Below are 18,936 nucleotides of genomic sequence, written 5' to 3'. Positions count from 1 at the left end.
AGTTGCGCCTGTGGCTGCAAGCACGCTGACCGAAGTAGCCCGCCTGGCCGGAGTCTCCCCTGCCACCGCCAGCCGGGTCCTGAACGGTTCGGCCAGGACCCCCGGGCCGGACATCGCAGAGCGCGTCCGGAAGGCCGCTGACTCCCTGGGGTACATCCCCAACGCCCAGGCCCAGGGCCTCGCCAAGTCAAGCTCCGGCCTCATCGGGCTCATCGTGCACGACATTGCCGACCCCTACTTCTCGGCCATCGCCCGCGGCGTCCAGACCGCCGCCCGGCACCAGAACAAGATGGTGCTGCTGGCCACCACGGCGGGAAGCCCCGCCGACGAGCGGGCGGCAGTGGCAGCGTTTGCCGCGCGCCGGGCCGACTCGATAGTGATCGCCGGGTCGCGGTCTACACGGACGTCCGACAGGCAGGGCAACGCCGAACTGGCCGCCGAGCTCGACCGCTACTGCCGCAACGGCGGCCGGGTGGGCGTGGTGGGCCACGCCGTGGTGGGCGCCGAATCCGACGAGGGCTATCACGTGGTTGAGGTTCCCAACGAGGATCTCGCGGCCGCACTCGCCCGGGAACTGGCCGCCTCGCACGCCGGGGAGTTCGTGATCATTGCCGGTCCGGAAGGGCTCCTGACCTCCGACGACCGGGTACGCGGCTTCCAGCGAGGTCTGGCGGACGCCGGGCTGCCGCCGGCGGACGTCCTGCACACCGGATTCGACCGCACAGGCGGATACGAGGCGGGCCTGGAACTCACAGCCCGCATCAGCGCGCCTGGCGGCAGCCGAGGGGCCGGTCCTGACGCCGGATACCCCCGGCTCTGTATCTTCGCCGTCAACGACGTCATGGCGATCGGGGCCACCGCCGCGCTGCGCTCCAAGGGGCTCCGGATCCCTCGGGACGCCGCCATCGCCGGGTTTGACGACATCGAAACCCTGCGCGACTTCCGGCCCGCCCTCTCCACTGTCCGCCTGCCCCTGGAGGAGATCGGCAGGCTGGCAGTGCCCGTCGCGGGTTCCGGCCCAACGGCCGCCGCCACCGTCGGGGTCACCGGCGAAGTGACGCTCCGCCGGAGTACCGAGCCGGCCGGCGAACCGGCCACATAAGTTTCAGCCAAGACAGTCCCGCAGCCGGACAGTCCCCCCAGCATGGAAAGGCGGCCATGACAGAGCCTGCACAGGAGGCAGCAGGCGGTATCACCACCGCGGCCGCCGAGTGGCCGGCCGTGGAGCAGCTGTTCGGCGTCCGCGGTGAGCCCTCACGCTGCTGGTGCCGCTTCTTTGCCCTGCCCGGGGCCGCGGCTTCGCTGCCACGCCTCCGACTGACCGCAAGGCACAGCTGAAAGACAAGTTCGACGGCGGCGGGCCGGCACCGGGGGTCCTGGCGTACCGGAGTGGTTCCGCCGTCGGCTGGTGCGCCGTGGAGCCGCGCGGGTGTTACCCGCGGATCCTCCGTTCCCAGGTGTTCAAGGCTGCCGGCGCGGCAGTCACAGAGGATGACAGCGGCGCCGGGAGCGTGTGGTCGGTGAGCTGTTTCGTCGTCGCACCCGGCCACCGGCGCAGCGGCGTGGCCGCCGCCCTGCTCGCTGCCGCCGTCGACCACGCGCATGCCAACGGTGCCGCCGTCGTGGAGGGGTATCCGGTGGATCCTGCGCAACGGCCGAAGGCCGGACCGGCGGACCTTTACCCTGGCACACTCGGGCTGTTCCTGGCCGCCGGGTTTGACGTGGTCAGCGACGCTGTACCGGGGCGCGCCGTTGTGCGCCTGCAGGTGGGATGACGCGGACGAGCAGCATGGCAAACGAAGCAGTCCTGGCGTTGATTCGCTCCGAACTGCGGGCGGCGGCAGATCCCGTCCGCGGCGCCGCGGCGCAGGCCTACATGAAGTCCGCAACACCATCCCTTGGCGTCCGCGTGCCGGACGTGCGCAGAACGGCCAAGGCCGTGGCCGCCGCCCATCCCTTTGAAACCGCCGACGACCTGAGGTCAACGGTGCTTGCCCTGTGGCGGGACGCCCGCTACCGCGAGGAACGCTACGCTGCGATCGACCTGACCGGGCTGCGGAGCGTGGCCGGAGACCCGCTGATGCTTCCGGTGTATGAGGAGATCATCCGAACGGGCTCATCCTGGGACTATGTGGACGGGGTCACCCACCGGATCGGCGCACTGCTCAAGGCCCACCGGGAGGAACTTACCCGCGTACTGCTCCAATGGAGCGTCGATGGGGACTTCTGGATCCGGCGGGCGTCGATTACGGCCCAGCTGGGAGCCAAAGGGCAGACGGACACCGGCCTGCTCACCGCCGTCATCGAGGCGAACATGGCCGACAGGGAATTCTTTATCCGCAAGGCCATCGGGTGGGCGCTGCGTGAGTACGCCAAAACCGACCCGGAATGGGTCCTGGAATTTGTGGCACGGAACGGGCCGTCGCTCAGCCCGCTCTCACGCAGGGAAGCCCTGAAAAACCAGCAGGTCAGATAACGGGGCGTACCGTGACAGGCTGGTCCGCCTTGCTGAAGAGCAGCTTGGTGCTGCGGTCCAGAAAGATCAGGTACAGCGCAAACAGCAGGGCGATGATCGCGGCTGCGTTGCGGGCCAGCGCCAGGGCGAGGCCCAGGTCGTCCGTCTGCAGGTAGGGGAAGACTTCCAGCTGGTCCGAGATGGCATAGACCATGAAGAACGAAACGATGAAGTACAGGGCCTTGACCTGCCAGTCGTCACGGATGCCCGTGACGGCGAACAGCGGGATCAGCCACACCACGTACCAGGACTGGATCATGGGCGCCAGCACCACAACAGCCGCGAAGGCGAGCGTCAGGCGGCGCATGAGGCGGTCATGTTCACCGCGGAAAATCTGCCAGCCGACGATGCCCACGGCAAGGAGCTTGCCGGCGTCGTACACCCATTTGGCCAGCCCCCAGCCGTCCAGGCTGAACGCGTTGGCGATGGATGCGACCACCAGGCCGAGCAGCCCCACGGGGGCGTACCAGATCCAGACGCTGCCGGGCGCCGAAAGGCCATTGATCCAGCCGAACCCGAAGCCGTTGACCAGGCTCATTGCGTAGAGCAGGGCAAGGCTGATCCCGGCCGTCAGGCCCCAGAACACGAACTTCCGGGGCCAGCTGGCCCCCTTGCCGGCCCACAGCAGGCCGATGAACGGAAGGAACACCACGGTGATCGGTTTCACCGCGATGGAGGCCGTCACGAGGACAATGCCGAAAATGACCCGCCGCGTTGCGCAGTAGTACAGGCCGGCGAGGGCGAGCCCGATCATGAGCGAATCGTTGTGGACGCTGGCGATGAAGTTGGTCAGGAAGAGCGGATTCGCCGCCGTCAGCCACAGGGCACGGTGCGGGTTGACCCCGTGCAGTTCGGCAAGCTTGGGGACGTAGACGATGCAGAGCACCACACCCACCAGAGCGGCCAGGCGGAACAGCATGATGCTGGCTTCCGGGTGGACGTTGGTGGACCAGACCACGAACTGCTCGATCCACAAAAACACCTGGCCGTAGGGAACCGGGGCCTCGGTCCACATCTTGTCCGCGCCCAGCTGGAAGTAGTTGGACAGCGCCGAGATGCCGTTCTCGTACGGGTTGAAGCCCTCCACCATCAGCCGGCCCTGGCCGATGTACGCGTAGACGTCCCGGCTGAACAGCGGGACGGTGAACATCATGGGAAGGCCCCACGCGACGACGGCCTGCAGGGTGGCTCTGCGGGCCTCCCGGCCCCACACGTGGATGTGCTGGCCAAGCCTGAGCCATGCCCGGACCAGCAGCATGCCGCCCACCGCAAGCAGCACAATGGACAGCCCGACGCCGAACGCCTCGGTGCGCATCCAGATGAACAGCGGCATCCGCCGCAGCTCCGAGCCGGGCGCCAGCCACCCGACGCCGAGGGAGCCGACGAGCAGGAACATGGAACCGATGAAGCCGGAGAGGATCGGGGAGCGCGGGTTGTCCACTTCCGGGCCGGCCGGGTCCGTGGAAGCGCCGGTGGCCGTTTCCCCTATCGCAGGCACAGGCGCCGTCATCTCAGGATCGTCCAATCTCTTCTGCGCCTATCTCTTTAGGCATATCTCATGTGGGCGTGCTGCCCCATCTGCAGCCAAGCTGAGCGGCCAGCCAAAATGGGCGTCGCCGGGGACACGGCGGCGCAAGGTGGCGTTGCCACGTACCCGAAATGTTAGCACCGGAGCGCCTCTCCAAGGCTTGCACGCGGCTGAACGGTAGGCTGAACAGGTGCCTATTACTAACGAACGCATCGTCTGGATCGACTGCGAAATGACCGGCCTCGACAGCGTCAACGACGCCCTGATCGAGGTCGCGGCCCTGGTGACCGACTCCGAACTCAACATCCTCGGCGACGGGGTGGACGTGGTGATCAAGCCGGACGACGCCGCCCTCGCGCAAATGAACGACTTCGTCCGGGACATGCACACCCGGTCAGGCCTGCTGACCGAGCTTCCGGCCGGCAAAACAATGGCAGAGGCGGAGACCCTGGTGCTGGACTACATCCGCAAGTGGGTCCCCGACCCCCGCAAGGCGCCCCTCGCCGGCAACTCGGTGGGAACGGACCGGGTCTTCCTCGCCAGGGACATGCCCTCGGTGGTGGAGCACCTGCACTACCGCATCATCGACGTCAGCACCATCAAGGAATTGTCCCGGCGCTGGTATGCGCGCGCCTACTTCCAGGCGCCGGCGAAGCTCGGCGGCCACCGCGCCCTCGGGGACATCAAGGATTCCATCGACGAACTCCGGTACTACCGCGACGCCGTCTTCGTGCCCGCACCGGGACCGGACAGCGCCACGGCCCAGAAGATCTCCCAGCGCATCTCGTCGTCGCCCTCCGCGGTCGGCCAGCCGGCAGCGGAAGGCCTGACGCCGACCGCTGCGGAGCAGCCCGGAAAGTAAGCAGCGGAGCAGCCCGGAAAGTAATCTGCGCCACGTTTGAGGGAAATTTTGCCGAAACAGCCAAAAGTGGCAAAAGCATCCCCCAACAGCAGGTAAGCTATATGTCGTTGCCTTTTCGGAAGGCCGGGAAACCGGACGGTCCGCAGGGCACATGGTGGGCGTAGCTCAGTTGGCAGAGCGCCTGGTTGTGGTCCAGGAGGTCGCGGGTTCAACCCCCGTCGCTCACCCGCACCGAGGACGGCAGTTTATTGCCGGCCAGCAACAAAGGCCGTACCGGTTATCCGGTGCGGCCTTTGTTGGTTTCCACCCCCTGCCGGCTCGCCCCGGCAAAGCGCCGAAGGAAATTCCCTGACATGACCGTTCTGCCCATCACCATCTGGGGTGAGCCGGTGCTGCACCGCCGGGCTGCTGAAGTGGAGGAGTTCGACGACGGGCTCCGCCAGCTGATTGCCGACATGTTCGAAACGAACGACATGGCGAACGGCGTGGGACTGGCCGCGCCGCAGATCGGCGTGGGCAAGCGGATCTTCGTGTACAAGTTCGAGAACGAGGACGGCGCTCCCCCGGCCGGCGTCGTGGTGAATCCTGTGCTGACCCTCTCCAAGGTCTCCGGGGCGCTGCCGGATCCGGACGAGGAGGTGGAGGGCTGCCTCTCCTTCCCCGGTGGGCAGTATCCGCTCAAGCGTGCCGAATGGGTACGCGTGCAGGGCTTTGACGGGCACGGAAAGCCAGTGGATTTCGAGGCGACCGGCTGGTTTGCCCGCATCATCCAGCACGAATACGACCATCTGGACGGCAAGCTGTACGTCAACCGGCTCATCGACAGGTATGCCCGCAAGGCGATGAAGCAGGCCAAGAAGAGCGGCTGGGGCGTCCCGGGCCTGACCTGGATGCCGGGCGTGGACCCGGACCCGTTCGGCCACTGATACCGGCGCTCTTCCTGCCGCTGAGGCCCTACCCGGGCACCACCGTCTGCTGCTGCGGGCATGAAGCCAGCACGCGGGCCATGGCGTCCTTTTCCGGCTGCGTGACCCAGAGGCCGTACGCTGCCTTCACCGAGATCTGCCGCGCCACATAGTGGCACCGAAGCGCCTTGTTCTTCGGCAGCCAGGTGGCGGCGTCAGACGCGCTTTTCTCCTGGTTGGCGTCACCGTCCGCGGCGATGAGGTTGAGCGGATCGTTGGCGAGGTTCTGCCGCTGCTGCGGCGTCAGTTGCTGGGCCCCCTTCTGCCAGGCGTCGCCCAGCGCGACGACGTGGTCGATCTGCACGTCCTTGCTGGAATCTGCCCCGCGGACGAACCTGACCACCAGCCCCACGTACGGCTCATGCATGGTGCCGGCGGCAACCTTGCACTTTGATCCCTTGGTGAACGCAACGTCGTGAAGGTCCCGGCGCAGGATGTCGTTGCGGGTGTCGCAGCCGTTGTGGTCGGCGTCCTGCCAGGCCTGGCCGAAGGCGGACCGGTCGTAGTCGCTGCCGGATGCCCTGCCCTGCCCTTAACCGCCAGGGCTCCCAGCGCAGCGGCCGCGCTGCCCCGCGGCACCGGGTACGGGGGCGTCACGGGCTTCATCCAGGCGGCATCGAATACCGGAGCCTCGCTGGGCCCGGACACGGCGGGCTCGGCGGCGATGAACTGGCCTGCCGCAAAAAACCACACAGTGGCGGCGACCACCGCTGCCGCGGCGACACCGAGCACCGCCCACGCCTGCCGGGATTTACGCCGGGCGCGCCGGTAGCCGGCCCAGCTGATGCTCACAGGCACGCCTCGGGGCGCCAGGGCTCCGGGTCAGGATGCGGGTACACATCCAGGAGCCTAGGCGAAACCGGCCGGCGCTGTGCGGGTATCCACAGTGTGGAGGACAGGTGCCCAGTGGAGGGCGGGTGGCCTACTGCTCGCGCATGACCCGATGAAGATCGGTGTTGGCGAGATCAAGCAGCCGCTCCAGCTGGGCCACCCTGTCATCGCCGATCTCCCCTGCCGCATGTGAAGTGCGGGCCTGGTCCAGAAGCCGTTGGGCTTCTTTCTGGTTGGCCTTGGCAACTTCGAGGGCATGTTCCAGGGTTGTCTCATGCTGGAGTGTCGGGTTCTGTTCCATGACACAAGTTTGTGCCCGTTTACCGGCTGATTCCATAGAATTGCCCGGGAAGTTCCCGGGAACGGGTCAGCCCCGCCGGCACAGGTGTGCCGGCGGGGCTGACGGAACGCTTCGGTTAGACCGGGGCTGCCACGGCCAGGACCGGGGCAGCGTCCTTTGCGGAATCCTTGGCCGGGAAGGTCGGCGGGTTGACCCCTGCCATTTCCTCCATGACGCGGACCACCTGGCAGCTGTAGCCGAACTCGTTGTCGTACCAGACGTAGACGACCAGGTTCTTGTCGTTGGCGATGGTGGCGAGGCCGTCCACGATGCCGGCACGGCGGGAACCGACGAAGTCGGTGGAGACGACCTCCGGGGAGTCGATGTAGTCGATCTGCTTGCGCAGCTCAGAGTGCAGCGACATCTCGCGCAGGTAGTTGTTGACCTCGTCCTTGGTGGTGCCGTGTTCCAGGCTGAGGTTCAGGACAGCCAGGGACACGTCCGGGGTGGGGACGCGGATGGAGCTGCCGGTGAGCTTGCCCTGCAGTTCCGGGAGAGCCTTGGCCACAGCCTTGGCGGCGCCGGTTTCGGTGATCACCATGTTCAGGGCGGCGGAGCGTCCGCGGCGGTCGCCCTTGTGGAAGTTGTCGATCAGGTTCTGGTCGTTCGTGAACGAGTGAACGGTCTCCACGTGGCCGTGGATCACGCCGTACTTGTCGTTGAGGGCCTTCAGGACCGGGGTGATGGCATTGGTGGTGCAGGAGGCGGCCGTCACGATCCGGTCCGCGTCCGTGATGTCGCGGTGGTTGATGCCGTGCACGATGTTCTTCAGGTCACCCTTGCCCGGCGCGGTCAGGAGCACCCGCGACACGCCCTTGCTCAGCAGGTGCTGGCCGAGACCCTCGGCGTCGCGCCAGCGGCCGGTGTTGTCCACCACGAGGGCGTCCTTGATGCCGTAGGCGGTGTAGTCGATCGTTGCCGGGTTGTCCGAGTAGATGACCTGGACCTGGACGCCGTTGGCCGTGATGGTGTTGGCGTCGGTGTCCACCTTGATGGTTCCTTCAAAGGAACCGTGAACGGAGTCGCGGCGCAGCAGGCTTGCCCGCTTGGCCAGGTCGTTGTCGGAGCCGCGCCGGACCACGATGGCGCGCAGGCGCAGGCCGTGGCCGCCGCCCGCCTTTTCGATGAGCAGGCGCGCCAGCAGGCGGCCGATGCGGCCGAAGCCGTAGAGCACGACGTCGGTGCTGGTGCGGTCGTCGGCGCCGCGCTTGCCCACTACCTCAGCCAGCTCGGCGCGGAGGAATTCCTCCAGAGTCAGATCGCCGCCGTCGGACTTGAACTTCTGGTTCAGACGGGCGATGTCGATGGCAGCGGCACCCAGGTCCAGCTGCGCCAGCGTGTTCAGCAGCGGTGCCGTCTCCTCGAGGAGCAGCTCATCCTTGCTCATCCGGCGCGCAAAGCGGTGCGCCTTCAGGATGTTCATGGTGGACTTGTTGATCAGGCTGCGTCCGTGGATGGAGGTAACCACGTTGTTTTCACGGTACAGCCGGCCGATAACCGGGATCATGGCCTCGGCGAGCGCCTCACGGCCCATCCACGTATCAAGACAAGAATCTGACGTCTGGCTCACAGAACTACCTTCCTTGGTTCAACCGGCTACGTCCTCGTAAACCGGATGGCGGCCACTGGAAGTTATCCAGGGCAAGCTGGCACCGGCAGGGTTTCGGTCCACCCCGGATGCCGTTGACCGTGCAAAGAAAAACCGCCGGCTGCGAACGCAGATCCGGCGGTAGAACTTCTACGTTCACCATCCATTCTAGGCGCGCCCGGGGGCTTCTCTTGCCCCGGAGCCCGTGAAATCACTCACACCGGGTGTGATGCCTGTCGCCCGGGATGCCGGATTGTTATCGACGCAATCCCGGCAACCACTATCCGCACGCCTTCGGGGGGCCATAAGCTGACGGCCCTGACGGCGATGCACTCGTAAATATGCCGTCTGCGAAAGAAAGGCCAAATGATGTATGAAATGGTCGCCCTCGGAGCCGGGAGTGCATGGCAGCGCCCAACCAACCGGACACCCGGATGCACGTGTGCACCCTGGCGGTACAGTCCGCAGCATCCCCGCCCCACCAACCCGGACTGTCCCGCTCACGGAGTCGCCGGCCAGGACGCAGCATGACGGTCCAACCTGCTGCCGGCTTTGAGTGGATGGGTTGACCGATACGCCGGGTTCTGTGCTCCCGCGCTGTTGCCGGCGCGGGAGTAGCGGCCATCCATCTACGAGCGCCGTTGCCGGCGCCCTCCAGCGGCCTACCCGGACACTCGGGCGGGCAGCCCTCAAACGTGTCCTGTCTGGCCTTGCTCCGGGTGGGGTTTACCTAGCCTTCCCGGTCACCCGGGAAGCTGGTGGTCTCTTACACCACCGTTTCACCCTTACCTGCTTCGTGCCGCTTTCAAACCGGCGCGACGCAGGCGGTCTGTTTTCTGTGGCACTGGCCTGCGGGTTACCCCGAGTGGGCGTTACCCACCACCCTGCCCTGTGGAGCCCGGACGTTCCTCGAGCCACTTGCGTGGCGCGCGGCCGCCTGGTCAACCCATCCGCAGTCCAGTTTACGGGCATTCGCGCGGACCCGGACACGCGCCCGGCGCGGGGTCTAAAATCGGGAAATGGACCAGCCGTCCTTCACACGGCGACGCTTGCTGCATTTGGCAGGTGTCGCTGCCGGTCTGACCTCGGCATCCGCCTGCACGGCGCCGCCGCCACCTGTTCCCGGCCCCGCGACGTCCAGTTCCCTGCCCGATTCGGCCGGAACACCTACTTCGCCGGGAGCAACGACGGCGGCCGTTCCGCCGGCTCCCCCATCGCCGCCTTCCACGGTGTCGACCCGGACAGGGGCATTTGTCTCCCGCTTCCGTCCGTCGGTCACCACGCACTGGTCCTTGGCCGTGCCGCTTCCGGACGAGGCGGGCCAGCTGCTGCCGGTGGCTGTGTTCCTGCACGGGCTGGGCGGCAGCAGTGAGGTTCTGTTGGGCGACCTCGCGGCGGACCGGGCCCTGCAGCGTCACCTGGACGACGGCGGCCCGTCCTTTGCGGTCGCCGCCGTGGACGGCGGCGATTCCTGGTGGCATGCCCGCGCCGACGGCAGCGACACGCAGTCGATGCTGGTGCAGGAGTTCCTGCCGTTCCTGGGCGACCAGGGGCTTGACCTCGGAAAGGTCGGCATCTTCGGCACGTCGATGGGCGGGTTCGGCGCGCTCCTCCTGGCATCCCGGGGCAGGGTGTCCGGAGTTCGCGCCGTTGCGGCCATGAGCCCGGCCGTCTGGTCCAGCTACGAAGAGGGCATGGAGGGCGCCTTCGACGGCCCGGCCGATTTCAGGGCGAACGACGTTTTTGCGCTCCGGCCGAGACTTGCGGCGATTCCCAAAAGGATCGACTGCGGCAGTGAGGACAATCTTGCCCCTACGGTGCACAAGTACCGTTCGGGACTTCCCGGCAGGGTAGAGGGCGGTTTTCAGCCCGGCGGCCACGACGCCTTGTACTGGCGGTCCGTCCTGCCGGACGTGCTGGACTTCCTGGGCCGTTCCCTGGGCTGAGCCCCCGCCGTCAATCGATCCCGCCCTTCAGCTGATCCCGCACCCGGCCGGTAAGATCGTACGGTGCTGATTCTGCTCCCCCCATCCGAAGGCAAGACTCCGGCCGTCCGTGGAGACGCCATGGACTGGGCTTCGTTGAGTTTCCCTGTGCTGAATACCTACCGGGCGAAGGTGCTCGATGCGCTGGGGACAGTCAGCGCACATGAGGATGCCCTCGCCCTGCTGGGCGTCGGAGCCTCGCTCAAGGACGACGTCGAACGCAACACGCGGCTCCACGCCGAACCGGCGGCGCCGGCGCACCAGGTGTACTCCGGCGTGCTGTACGACGCCCTCGGCTACAAGTCGATGACGCCGGCGCAGCGGCGCCGGGCGGATGAGTCGGTGCTGGTCATCTCCGCACTGTGGGGCGCCATCCGGTTCGCAGACTCAGTGCCCGCCTACCGGCTGTCCATGTCAACAGCACTGCCCGACGTCGGACGCCTTGCCTCATTCTGGAAACCGCAGCTGACCGACGCCCTCGGCGAAATTGCCGGCGGCGAGCTCCTGGTCGATTGCCGGTCCAGCACCTACGCGGCCGCCTGGACTCCCCCGCCGGCCGACACCGTGACGGTCAATGTATTCACGGAGGTGAACGGCGCGCGCAAGGTGGTCAGCCACTTTGCCAAGCACACCCGGGGCGAGCTGGCCCGGCACCTGCTGACGCGGCGCGGCAAAGCCCCGGCGACGCCGGAGCAGCTGCGGAAGGCGGCAGCCGAGAAGTGGCAGGCCGAACTCGTTCCGGGCACGGCGCGCAAGGCCCACGCCCTCAACATCGTCCTGCCGGGCTGACCCAACCGGCTGGCAGTCAATGCCGTTTTGAGAGCCCAGAACGGCATCAACTGCAAGTTAGTTGCGTCAGACCCACTCGGCGGAGCGCACCAGGATGCAGCCGGAGTCCGGGCAGAACACGATGTCATCCTCGGCGGCGGCCTTGATCTCGGCCAGGTCGCCGGGGCTCAGCTGCATGCCCGAGCCTTCCGACGTTCCGTGGAAGAGCCGCGCCGCGCCCACGCCGCGCCGAGCCAGCGTCTTTTCGTAAACAGCCAGCACTCCGGCGTCCAGCCCTGCGGCGAACTCTGCTCTTTGGCTGCGAAGTACGGTCTCCTCAGCGTTGACCTCCGCCAACTGCTCGTCGAGTTCGGCCCGGATCCCGCCGAACGAGCCCTGGATATCGTCCACGATGCTCTGCTGGGCCGCCTGCCGTTCGCGCAGGACATCCAGCCGCTCCAGGACCTCCAGTTCGACGTCCTCCAGGTCCGAGCGCCGCTTGTTCAGCGAGGCGATGTCCTTCTGCAGGGCAACGAGATCCTTGGAGAGACCGGTGCCGCTGTTGAGCCTGGCCTCGTCCCGTTCAATCCGGGTTGCCACCTGCTCCACATCCGCCTCGGCCCGCTTCAGTTCGGCTTCGGCATCGTGGACGGCGAGTTTCGCGGCGCCCAGTTCCCCGTTGGCAACACTCAGGGCCGCTTCGAGGTCGGTGATCCGCGGATCGGTTTCAAGACTGCGGCGGCGGTTCGACAGTGACTTCAGCCGGGCATCGAGGCCCTGGAGCTCGAGCAACTTCAATTGTTCCGCCGGTGCTGCCTTGGCCACGTTTTACCTCCGCTTGATCCCATCCGGCCCTTGGCCGGCACCCCTATGGGGTCTTCTAGACTCTAGCGCCTAACGCGCTCCCCAGCCTCGCTACGCATCCCCACCGGTTCCCAAACCTCGCTGCGCTCGGTGCGGGCCCCTCGCTGGCATGGGCCCTGCCATGGACTTCGCGCGCCAGGCTTAGCCGGGAGTCAGTATGAAGTCCCACGGGTCGCTGTTGGTGGTGCTGACCTTGATTTCGACGTCGAGGCCCTGGTCCGCGAGCACGTTGCCCAGCGCCTCGGCGGCAGCCGGGAGCCACAGCCATTCACTGGCAAAGTGCGAGACATCGATGAGGTAGGGGCGGCCGTTCACCGCCGCCTCCCTGGCTTCGGAGGCCGGGTGGTGGCGCAAGTCGGCGGTGATGTAAAGGTCCGCGTTGCTGGCCCTGACCTCGTCGAAGAGGGAATCCCCGGCCCCGCCGCACACGGCAACCCGCTGCACCAGACCGTCCTTGTCCCCGGAGACGCGCACGCCGCCGGCCACCGAGGGAAGGATGCCGAAGACCCGCGCGGCGAAATCGCCCAGCGTCATGGGCTCGTTAAGGTCCCCAACGCGCCCGATGCCTTCCTCCGGAAGGCCGTCGGCTGCCGGGGTCAGTGGCGCCACGTTCTGCAGTCCCAGGGCGTCGGCAAGGACGTCGGAAACGCCGCCCACCGCTGAGTCTCCGTTGGTATGGACCGTCAGCAGTGCCGTGCCGGACTCGATCAGGCGGTGGACCGCCCGGCCCTTGGCTGTGTTGGCGGCCACCGAGGTGACGCCTTTGAGCAGCAGCGGGTGATGCGTGATGAGCAGTTCCGCGCCCCATTCGATGGCCTCGTCAATGACCTCTAGTGTGGGATCCACGGCGAACATGACGCGCGTGACTTCAGCTGACGGATGGCCGGCCACGAGCCCCACCTCGTCCCATGCCTCTGCAAGGGACTCCGGCCAGAGCTCCTCCACGGCCAGCATGAGTTGCCCCAGCGTTGCAACGGCGGGTGACCCGGCGGCGTCGGGAGCTTCTTCCGGTTCCGCTGCAACGTCACTGTTCACAGGTTCCATACTCATACTTTTACCCTACAGTCGGCTCTGGCCTCTGAGCGGCATATGACCCTAGGGTGGGCTGGGGGAATCATTGGCGCGTGCGAACCATTGAAGAGGACATGAAAACTTTTGTGCTTGGCGGGGGTTGCTTCTGGTGCCTGGACGCCGTCTACCAGAAAACGATGGGCGTCTCGTCGGTGGTTTCGGGATACACCGGCGGCCATGAACGCCACCCCGACTACTACTCTGTCTGTTCCGGCACCACCGGGCACGCCGAGGTGGTTGCTGTGACCTTCGATGAGGATGTCATCCCGGCCGAGGTCATCCTGGACATGTTCTTCGCCCTGCACGACCCCACCACGCTCAACCGCCAGGGGTACGACGTCGGAACGCAGTACCGCTCGTCAATGTTCTATGAGACCACCGAGGAGAAAATCCTCTTCGAGGAGGCGATCGAACGGAACCAGGCCCTGTGGTCCCGGCCGATTGTGACAGAGGTCAGCCGGCTCCCTGTGTTCTATCCGGCGGAGAACATTCACCAGAACTACTACGCCAAGTTCCCGGAGCAGGGGTATTGCCAGGTCATTATTAACCCGAAGCTGGCCAAGGCGCGGAAATATTACTCTGCATGGCTTAATGCTTAGCAGGGGCGCTGACCCCATCGTTAGGCTGACCAAAGTATTCCCTCCTGAGAGATAGGCGCAAGTACACATGGCACGGATCTACGACGATGTAACACAACTGGTGGGCGGCACCCCGCTGGTCAAGCTCAACCGCCTGACTGAAGGCCTTGACGCCACCGTTGCGGTCAAGCTTGAGTTCTACAACCCGGCCAACAGCGTCAAGGACCGTATCGGCGTCGCCATCATCGACGCTGCGGAGAAGTCGGGCGCGCTGAAGCCCGGCGGAACCATCGTCGAAGGCACCTCGGGCAACACCGGCATCGCGCTGGCCATGGTGGGCGCAGCCCGCGGCTACAAGGTCATCCTGACCATGCCGGAAACCATGTCCACCGAACGCCGCGTCATGCTCCGCGCCTTCGGTGCCGAGATTGTGCTGACCCCGGGCTCCGAAGGCATGCGCGGTGCCGTGGAAAAGGCCCAGGAAATCGTGGCCAACACCGAGAACTCCATCTGGGCACAGCAGTTCGCCAACGAAGCCAACCCGGAGATCCACCGCAAGACCACCGCTGAGGAGGTCTGGGCCGACACCGACGGCAAGGTTGACATCTTTGTCTCCGGCATCGGCACCGGCGGCACCATCACGGGCGTCGGCCAGGTCCTGAAGGAGCGCAACCCGGACGTCCAGATCGTTGCCGTGGAACCCAAGGACTCCCCCATCCTCAACGGTGGAGCACCCGGCCCGCACAAGATCCAGGGCCTCGGCGCCAACTTCATCCCCGAACTCCTGGACACCAACGTCTACGACGAGGTCCTGGACGCCACCCTGGAAGACTCCGTGGCCGTCGCCCGCGAGCTCGGCGTCAAGGAAGGCATCCTGGGCGGCATCTCCTCCGGCGCCATCGTCTGGGGCGCCCTGGAACTGGCAAAGCGCCCGGAGAACGCCGGCAAGCTGATCGTCGCGGTGGTCTGCGACTTCGGTGAGCGTTACATCTCCACCGTGCTCTATGACGACATCCGCGGCTAGACCTTAGCCAGCTGCTTTCCGTTTCCTGTAGAAAGATCTTTGTGGGTTTCTTCGCAAGACTTAAGGAAGACCTCGACGCCGCCCGGTCCCACGACCCGGCGGCTCGAGGTTCTTTTGAGAACTTTTTCGCGTACTCAGGGCTGCACGCCATCTGGGCGCACCGTCTGACGCACAAGCTGTGGCAGAACCCGTCCACGCGGTTTCCGGCACGGCTGATCTCGCAGCTCACCAGGTTCCTGACCGGCATCGAGATCCATCCCGGCGCCACCATCGGACGCCGCTTTTTCATCGATCACGGCATGGGTGTGGTCATCGGCGAAACGGCCGAGATCGGTGAGGACGTCATGATTTACCATGGCGTCACGCTCGGCGGCCGCTCCCTCGCGAAGGTCAAGCGCCACCCGACCATCGGGGACCGGGTGACGATCGGCGCGGGCGCCAAAATCCTGGGTCCGATCCTCATCGGCAACGACAGCGCCGTGGGGGCGAACGCCGTCGTCGTCAAGGACGCACCGCCGGAGTCCATTGTTACGGGCATCCCGGCGAGCTGGCGGCACCGCGACGCGCAGCGGGAGACCAAGCCCGCCGTGGACCCGGCAGAGTATTACATCGAATACCGGATCTAGCGGGCAAACCGCTTGTAGATCGTCCACAGCACAACGTCGAACGCGGTGTCGGGCAGGAGCCTGCGCAACGTCAGGATAGCGCGGGCACCCTTGCCGGCCGGGTAGCGGGTTTTCGGTCGCGGCGCCGTCGCGGCGTGAACAATGGCATCGGCGATCACACCCGGATGCGTCGCCATGGTTGAACTTGAAGTGGATGCCAGCGCCCCGGCGACGATTTTCGCCTGCTCCCCGTACGGTCCGTGCCCGGATGTTGCCAGCAGGCTCTCGCCCGAGATGCCGCCCCATTCCGTCCGTGTCCCCGCCGGTTCGATGATCGACACCGTGATGCCGTGCGGTTTGAGCTCCAGCCGCAGCGAGTCGCTTAGACCTTCCACCGCGAACTTCGTGGCGTGGTACCAGGCGCCGAGGGGCTCGTACATCTTGCCGCCGATGGAGGACACGTTGATGATCCTCCCCTGCGCTGCGGCACGCATGGCGGGAAGCACCAGCTGGGTCATGCGTGCCAGGCCGAAGACATTGACTTCGAATTGCCGCCTGCCCTCGGCCAGCTCCACTTCCTCAAGCGATCCGTAGGAGCCGTAGCCTGCATTGTTGACCAGGACGTCAATCCTGCCGTGGGCTTCCAGGATGGCCGCGACAGCTGCTGCCATGGACGCCTCGTCGGTCACGTCCAGGGCCAGGACGTTGACTCCGCCGGCCTTCAGCGGTTCCATCTTTTCGACCCGCCGGGCCCCGGCGTACACGGTGAACCCGTGTTCGCTGAGCTTCCGGGCGGCTTCGAACCCGATGCCGGTGGACGCACCGGTGACAAACGCAACTGGCTGGGACATGTGCGGCACTCCTTGGACACGGCAACGGCGGACAGCCGGCACGCAAGGCCGATTCCGTTAAACGGCAACGGCCGGCGCTCCCCAGACTATCGGGCAAGCGCCGGCCGTTACGGTCAAAGCCGGTGTGGCGCAGAAGCTAGTGGGTGTCCACTGCCTCGATTTCGGACTTGTCCTCGCCCCAGAGGGTGTGGAACGTGCCCTCGGCGTCGACGCGGCCGTAGGTGTGCGCACCGAAGAGGTCGCGCTGGCCCTGGATCAGGGCAGCGGCCACGCGCTTGCGGCGCAGACCGTCGTAGTACGCCAGGGAGGATGAGAACACCGGTACCGGGATGCCCAGCTGGACGGCGGTGGCCACAACGCGGCGCCAGGCCGGAAGCGCGTCAGCGATGGCCTTGGTGAAGGCCGGGGCGAACAGCAGGTTGGCAGGCTTCTCGTCCGCAGCGTAGGCCTTGGTGATGTCCTTGAGCAGTTCGGCGCGGATGATGCAGCCGGCGCGCCACAGCGAGGCAATCTCGTCCAGCTTCAGGTCCCAGTTGTATTCCTTGGCTGCCGAAGTCAGCATGTCCAGGCCCTGGGCGTAGGAAACGAGCTTGGAGGCGTAGAGCGCCTGGCGGACGTCCTCAACGAAGGTCTCGGGGATTTCGACGGCGGCTTCCTCGCCGGCGAGCAGCTCCTGGCCCAGCTTCCGCTGGTCGGCCTGGGAGGACAGTGCCCGGGCGAAGACGGACTCGGCGATGCCGGAAACCGGCGAGCCAAGCTCCAGTGCCGAGATGACCGTCCAGCGTCCCGTTCCCTTCTGGCCCGCTGCGTCCACCACGACGTCGACGAACGGCTTGCCGGTCTTGGCGTCAACGTGGCCCAGGACCTCGGCGGAGATTTCGATCAGGAAGGATGACAGCTCGCCCTTGTTCCACTCGGTGAAAATCTTGGACTGCTCTGCCGGCTCGATCCCGGCACCGGAGCGCAGCAGATCGAAGGCTTCGCCGATGACCTGCATGTCGGCGTACTCGATGCCGTTGTGGACCATCTTGACGAAGTGGCCTGCGCCGTCGGTGCCGACCCAAGCGCAGCAAGGCTCGCCGTCGACCTTGGCGGAGATCTTTTCGAGCAGCGGGCCAAGGGCTTCGTAGGATTCCTTGGAGCCGCCGGGCATGATGGACGGGCCGTTGAGGGCGCCCTCTTCGCCGCCGGAGACACCGACGCCCACGAAGTGCAGGTCCTTCTTGGCCAGTGCGGCTTCGCGGCGGCGGGTGTCCTCGTAGTGCGAGTTGCCGGCGTCGATGATGATGTCGCCGGCCTCCAGCAGCGGTTCGAGCTGCTCAATCACGGAGTCAACCGGCTTGCCGGCCTTGACCATGATCAGGACGCGGCGCGGCTTTTCGAGGGAGTTAACCAGTTCCTCAAGGGACTCGGTCCTGACGAAGTCACCCTCGTGGCCGTGCTTTTCGAGCAGGGTGTCGGTTTTGCCGACCGAGCGGTTGTGCAGGGCAACCGTAAAGCCGTTCCGGGCAAGGTTGCGGGCCAGGTTGGCGCCCATCACCGCAAGGCCGGTGACACCGATGTGTGCTGACATCAAAAACTCCCATTCAGTCTGTGCAACGTGTGTGCGTTGGGTCCCGCATGTCCTGCGGAGCACCCGTCAGAAAAGCAGATCGTGAATAAAGCATATATATTCGCGGTCGAGGGCGAAAGCGGGTGACCACTCCTTGGACGCAAACCGCGCCTTAAAGAGTTTATGGCGTGTCCCCACAGCGCCGTCCAGACTGCCCTGGTTGCTGGGCACCAAAGCCTCCCCGCCCGATTATGCTTACCACTATGTCAACCAGCCTCCACCACCGTGCCGTCGAGCACCTGGGTACCAGAATCGTCGACGGCAGCCTCCCGCCAGGGCACGTGATGCTGGCGGAGCAGCTGGAGGACGAACTGCAGGTATCCCGGTCTGTGATCCGGGAAGCCGTCCGTGTGCTGCAGTCGCTTGGCCTGGTCGAAACCACTAAGCGCGTCGGCATCAAGGTCCTGCCGGCGCACCGCTGGAATCCGTTTGATCCGCTCGTCATCCGGTGGCGGCTGGCCGGGGAAGGGCGCGGCGCCCAGCTGCGTTCCCTGGCGGAACTCCGCTCCGCCGTCGAGCCTGTGGCCGCCGAACTCGCGGCGGTCAATGCACCGCAGGAACTTCGGCAGGAGCTGCTCGACGTGGCCCTGGCAATGCGCGAGGCCGGCAAGGCCGGCGACGTGCCACGCTTCCTGGAGCTCGATATCCAGTTCCATTCCCTGCTGCTCAGCGGCTCCGGCAATGAGATGTTTGCCAACCTCGTGGGCCAGGTGGCCGAAACCCTGACCGGCCGCACCGTGCACGGCCTCATGCCCGACCGCCCCCGCGACCTCACGCTGCAGTGGCACCTCGATGTGGCTGAAGCCATCTTTGGTGGCAACGCGTCGGAGGCCCGCGAGGCGTCGAGCAGGATCATGCGCCGCACCATCTCGGAGATGGAACCCGTCTGGGTGGAGCAGCCGAGGGTTTTCGTTCCGCTGCAGCGGCGCCCGCAGTCGGCCTAGCTCTG

At 66.1% G+C, this 18,936-nt stretch carries 20 protein-coding genes, 1 tRNA gene, 1 other RNA gene and 1 pseudogene; 13 read left to right on the top strand and 10 right to left on the bottom strand.

The window, feature by feature from the left end; genetic code table 11:
• The first annotated feature begins 10 nt into the window (after positions 1-10).
• Genes ARGLB_RS13480 through ARGLB_RS13470 form a run of 4 tightly spaced genes read left to right on the top strand, consistent with a single transcriptional unit; the run spans position 11 to position 2,476 of the window.
• Positions 11-1,102 (top strand): LacI family DNA-binding transcriptional regulator, encoded by a 1,092-nt coding sequence (locus tag ARGLB_RS13480; RefSeq protein WP_003803354.1) that lies wholly within the window; start codon positions 11-13, stop codon positions 1,100-1,102.
• Positions 1,103-1,158: 56 nt separating this feature from the next.
• On the top strand, positions 1,159-1,338 hold the full coding sequence (locus ARGLB_RS24130) for a hypothetical protein (RefSeq protein ID WP_245531538.1): 180 nt from the start codon (positions 1,159-1,161) through the stop codon (positions 1,336-1,338).
• On the top strand, positions 1,266-1,775 hold the full coding sequence (locus ARGLB_RS24125) for a GNAT family N-acetyltransferase (RefSeq protein ID WP_003803352.1): 510 nt from the start codon (positions 1,266-1,268) through the stop codon (positions 1,773-1,775). The genes ARGLB_RS24130 and ARGLB_RS24125 overlap by 73 nt, the downstream gene beginning before the upstream one ends.
• A gap of 14 nt (positions 1,776-1,789) precedes the next feature.
• Positions 1,790-2,476, top strand: coding sequence for a DNA alkylation repair protein (locus tag ARGLB_RS13470; protein ID WP_003803348.1), 687 nt, complete (start codon positions 1,790-1,792; stop codon positions 2,474-2,476).
• Here the strand turns inward: ARGLB_RS13470 and mptB are convergent.
• Positions 2,469-4,025 (bottom strand): polyprenol phosphomannose-dependent alpha 1,6 mannosyltransferase MptB, encoded by a 1,557-nt coding sequence (mptB, locus tag ARGLB_RS13465; protein ID WP_043419154.1) that lies wholly within the window; start codon positions 4,023-4,025, stop codon positions 2,469-2,471. The genes ARGLB_RS13470 and mptB overlap by 8 nt on opposite strands.
• A 250-nt stretch (positions 4,026-4,275) precedes the next feature.
• Between mptB and orn the strand changes: the two genes are divergently transcribed.
• The 3 genes from orn to def all read left to right on the top strand — a co-directional run bounded on the left by orn (position 4,276) and on the right by def (position 5,831).
• Positions 4,276-4,905 carry an oligoribonuclease gene (gene orn / locus ARGLB_RS13460; protein ID WP_050934364.1) on the top strand — a complete coding sequence of 210 codons (630 nt, stop codon included), beginning with the start codon at positions 4,276-4,278 and terminating at the stop codon, positions 4,903-4,905.
• Between the two features lie 154 nt (positions 4,906-5,059).
• Positions 5,060-5,132: transfer RNA gene (locus tag ARGLB_RS13455), tRNA-His, on the top strand.
• A 126-nt stretch (positions 5,133-5,258) separates the two neighbouring features.
• On the top strand, positions 5,259-5,831 hold the full coding sequence (gene def / locus ARGLB_RS13450; RefSeq protein WP_003803345.1) for a peptide deformylase: 573 nt from the start codon (positions 5,259-5,261) through the stop codon (positions 5,829-5,831).
• Between the two features lie 28 nt (positions 5,832-5,859).
• Here the strand turns inward: def and ARGLB_RS13445 are convergent.
• The 5 genes and pseudogenes from ARGLB_RS13445 to ARGLB_RS24120 all read right to left on the bottom strand — a co-directional run bounded on the left by ARGLB_RS13445 (position 5,860) and on the right by ARGLB_RS24120 (position 9,911).
• A pseudogene (locus ARGLB_RS13445) lies at positions 5,860-6,662 on the bottom strand (HNH endonuclease family protein).
• 130 nt (positions 6,663-6,792) lie between these two features.
• Positions 6,793-7,002: a TolC family protein gene (locus tag ARGLB_RS13440; RefSeq protein ID WP_043419152.1), complete on the bottom strand. Its 210-nt coding sequence runs from the start codon at positions 7,000-7,002 to the stop codon at positions 6,793-6,795.
• Positions 7,003-7,117: 115 nt separating this feature from the next.
• On the bottom strand, positions 7,118-8,611 hold the full coding sequence (locus ARGLB_RS13435) for a glyceraldehyde-3-phosphate dehydrogenase (protein WP_083839658.1): 1,494 nt from the start codon (positions 8,609-8,611) through the stop codon (positions 7,118-7,120).
• A 575-nt stretch (positions 8,612-9,186) separates the two neighbouring features.
• Positions 9,187-9,578: RNase P RNA component class A (gene rnpB, locus ARGLB_RS22475), an RNA gene on the bottom strand.
• 57 nt (positions 9,579-9,635) lie between these two features.
• Positions 9,636-9,911 (bottom strand): hypothetical protein, encoded by a 276-nt coding sequence (locus ARGLB_RS24120; RefSeq protein WP_003803340.1) that lies wholly within the window; start codon positions 9,909-9,911, stop codon positions 9,636-9,638.
• Between the two features lie 16 nt (positions 9,912-9,927).
• Between ARGLB_RS24120 and ARGLB_RS13430 the strand changes: the two genes are divergently transcribed.
• Together ARGLB_RS13430 and ARGLB_RS13425 are read left to right on the top strand one after the other, a co-directional pair.
• Entirely contained in the window at positions 9,928-10,575 is a 648-nt protein-coding gene (locus ARGLB_RS13430; protein ID WP_003803339.1) for an alpha/beta hydrolase, read from the top strand.
• A 63-nt stretch (positions 10,576-10,638) separates the two neighbouring features.
• Complete coding sequence (locus ARGLB_RS13425) at positions 10,639-11,403, top strand: YaaA family protein (RefSeq protein WP_003803337.1); 765 nt, start codon at positions 10,639-10,641, stop codon at positions 11,401-11,403.
• A 66-nt stretch (positions 11,404-11,469) separates the two neighbouring features.
• On the opposite strand, the gene ARGLB_RS13420 is transcribed toward ARGLB_RS13425, so the two are convergent.
• Complete coding sequence (locus ARGLB_RS13420) at positions 11,470-12,207, bottom strand: zinc ribbon domain-containing protein (protein ID WP_003803336.1); 738 nt, start codon at positions 12,205-12,207, stop codon at positions 11,470-11,472.
• Between the two features lie 180 nt (positions 12,208-12,387).
• Entirely contained in the window at positions 12,388-13,290 is a 903-nt protein-coding gene (locus ARGLB_RS13415; protein WP_003803335.1) for a Nif3-like dinuclear metal center hexameric protein, read from the bottom strand.
• A 101-nt stretch (positions 13,291-13,391) separates the two neighbouring features.
• Here ARGLB_RS13415 and msrA point away from each other — a divergent pair, with 101 nt between their 5' ends.
• From msrA to epsC, 3 genes are all read left to right on the top strand, one after another.
• Positions 13,392-13,916: a peptide-methionine (S)-S-oxide reductase MsrA gene (gene msrA, locus ARGLB_RS13410; protein ID WP_003803334.1), complete on the top strand. Its 525-nt coding sequence runs from the start codon at positions 13,392-13,394 to the stop codon at positions 13,914-13,916.
• Between the two features lie 67 nt (positions 13,917-13,983).
• Positions 13,984-14,919 (top strand): cysteine synthase A, encoded by a 936-nt coding sequence (cysK, locus tag ARGLB_RS13405; protein WP_003803333.1) that lies wholly within the window; start codon positions 13,984-13,986, stop codon positions 14,917-14,919.
• Between the two features lie 41 nt (positions 14,920-14,960).
• The gene (gene epsC, locus ARGLB_RS13400; protein WP_003803332.1) at positions 14,961-15,545 is read left to right on the top strand and encodes a serine O-acetyltransferase EpsC; all 585 of its coding nucleotides are present in this window, start codon (positions 14,961-14,963) and stop codon (positions 15,543-15,545) included.
• On the opposite strand, the gene ARGLB_RS13395 is transcribed toward epsC, so the two are convergent.
• Both ARGLB_RS13395 and gnd read right to left on the bottom strand, forming a co-directional pair.
• Positions 15,542-16,375, bottom strand: coding sequence for an oxidoreductase (locus tag ARGLB_RS13395; RefSeq protein WP_003803331.1), 834 nt, complete (start codon positions 16,373-16,375; stop codon positions 15,542-15,544). The two genes, epsC and ARGLB_RS13395, sit on opposite strands and share 4 nt — an antisense overlap.
• A gap of 136 nt (positions 16,376-16,511) precedes the next feature.
• Positions 16,512-17,948, bottom strand: a complete 1,437-nt coding sequence (gene gnd / locus ARGLB_RS13390) for an NADP-dependent phosphogluconate dehydrogenase (RefSeq protein ID WP_003803330.1) — start codon at positions 17,946-17,948, stop codon at positions 16,512-16,514.
• A 242-nt stretch (positions 17,949-18,190) separates the two neighbouring features.
• Between gnd and ARGLB_RS13385 the strand changes: the two genes are divergently transcribed.
• Positions 18,191-18,931 (top strand): FadR/GntR family transcriptional regulator, encoded by a 741-nt coding sequence (locus ARGLB_RS13385; protein ID WP_043419145.1) that lies wholly within the window; start codon positions 18,191-18,193, stop codon positions 18,929-18,931.
• The last annotated feature ends 5 nt before the right edge of the window (positions 18,932-18,936 follow it).

Origin of the sequence: Arthrobacter globiformis NBRC 12137, assembly GCF_000238915.1 — a bacterium.
GTDB classification, from domain to species: Bacteria; Actinomycetota; Actinomycetes; order Actinomycetales; family Micrococcaceae; genus Arthrobacter; species Arthrobacter globiformis.
Note: the sequence above shows the minus strand (reverse complement) of the source record. Positions and strands in the feature narration are given on the sequence as shown.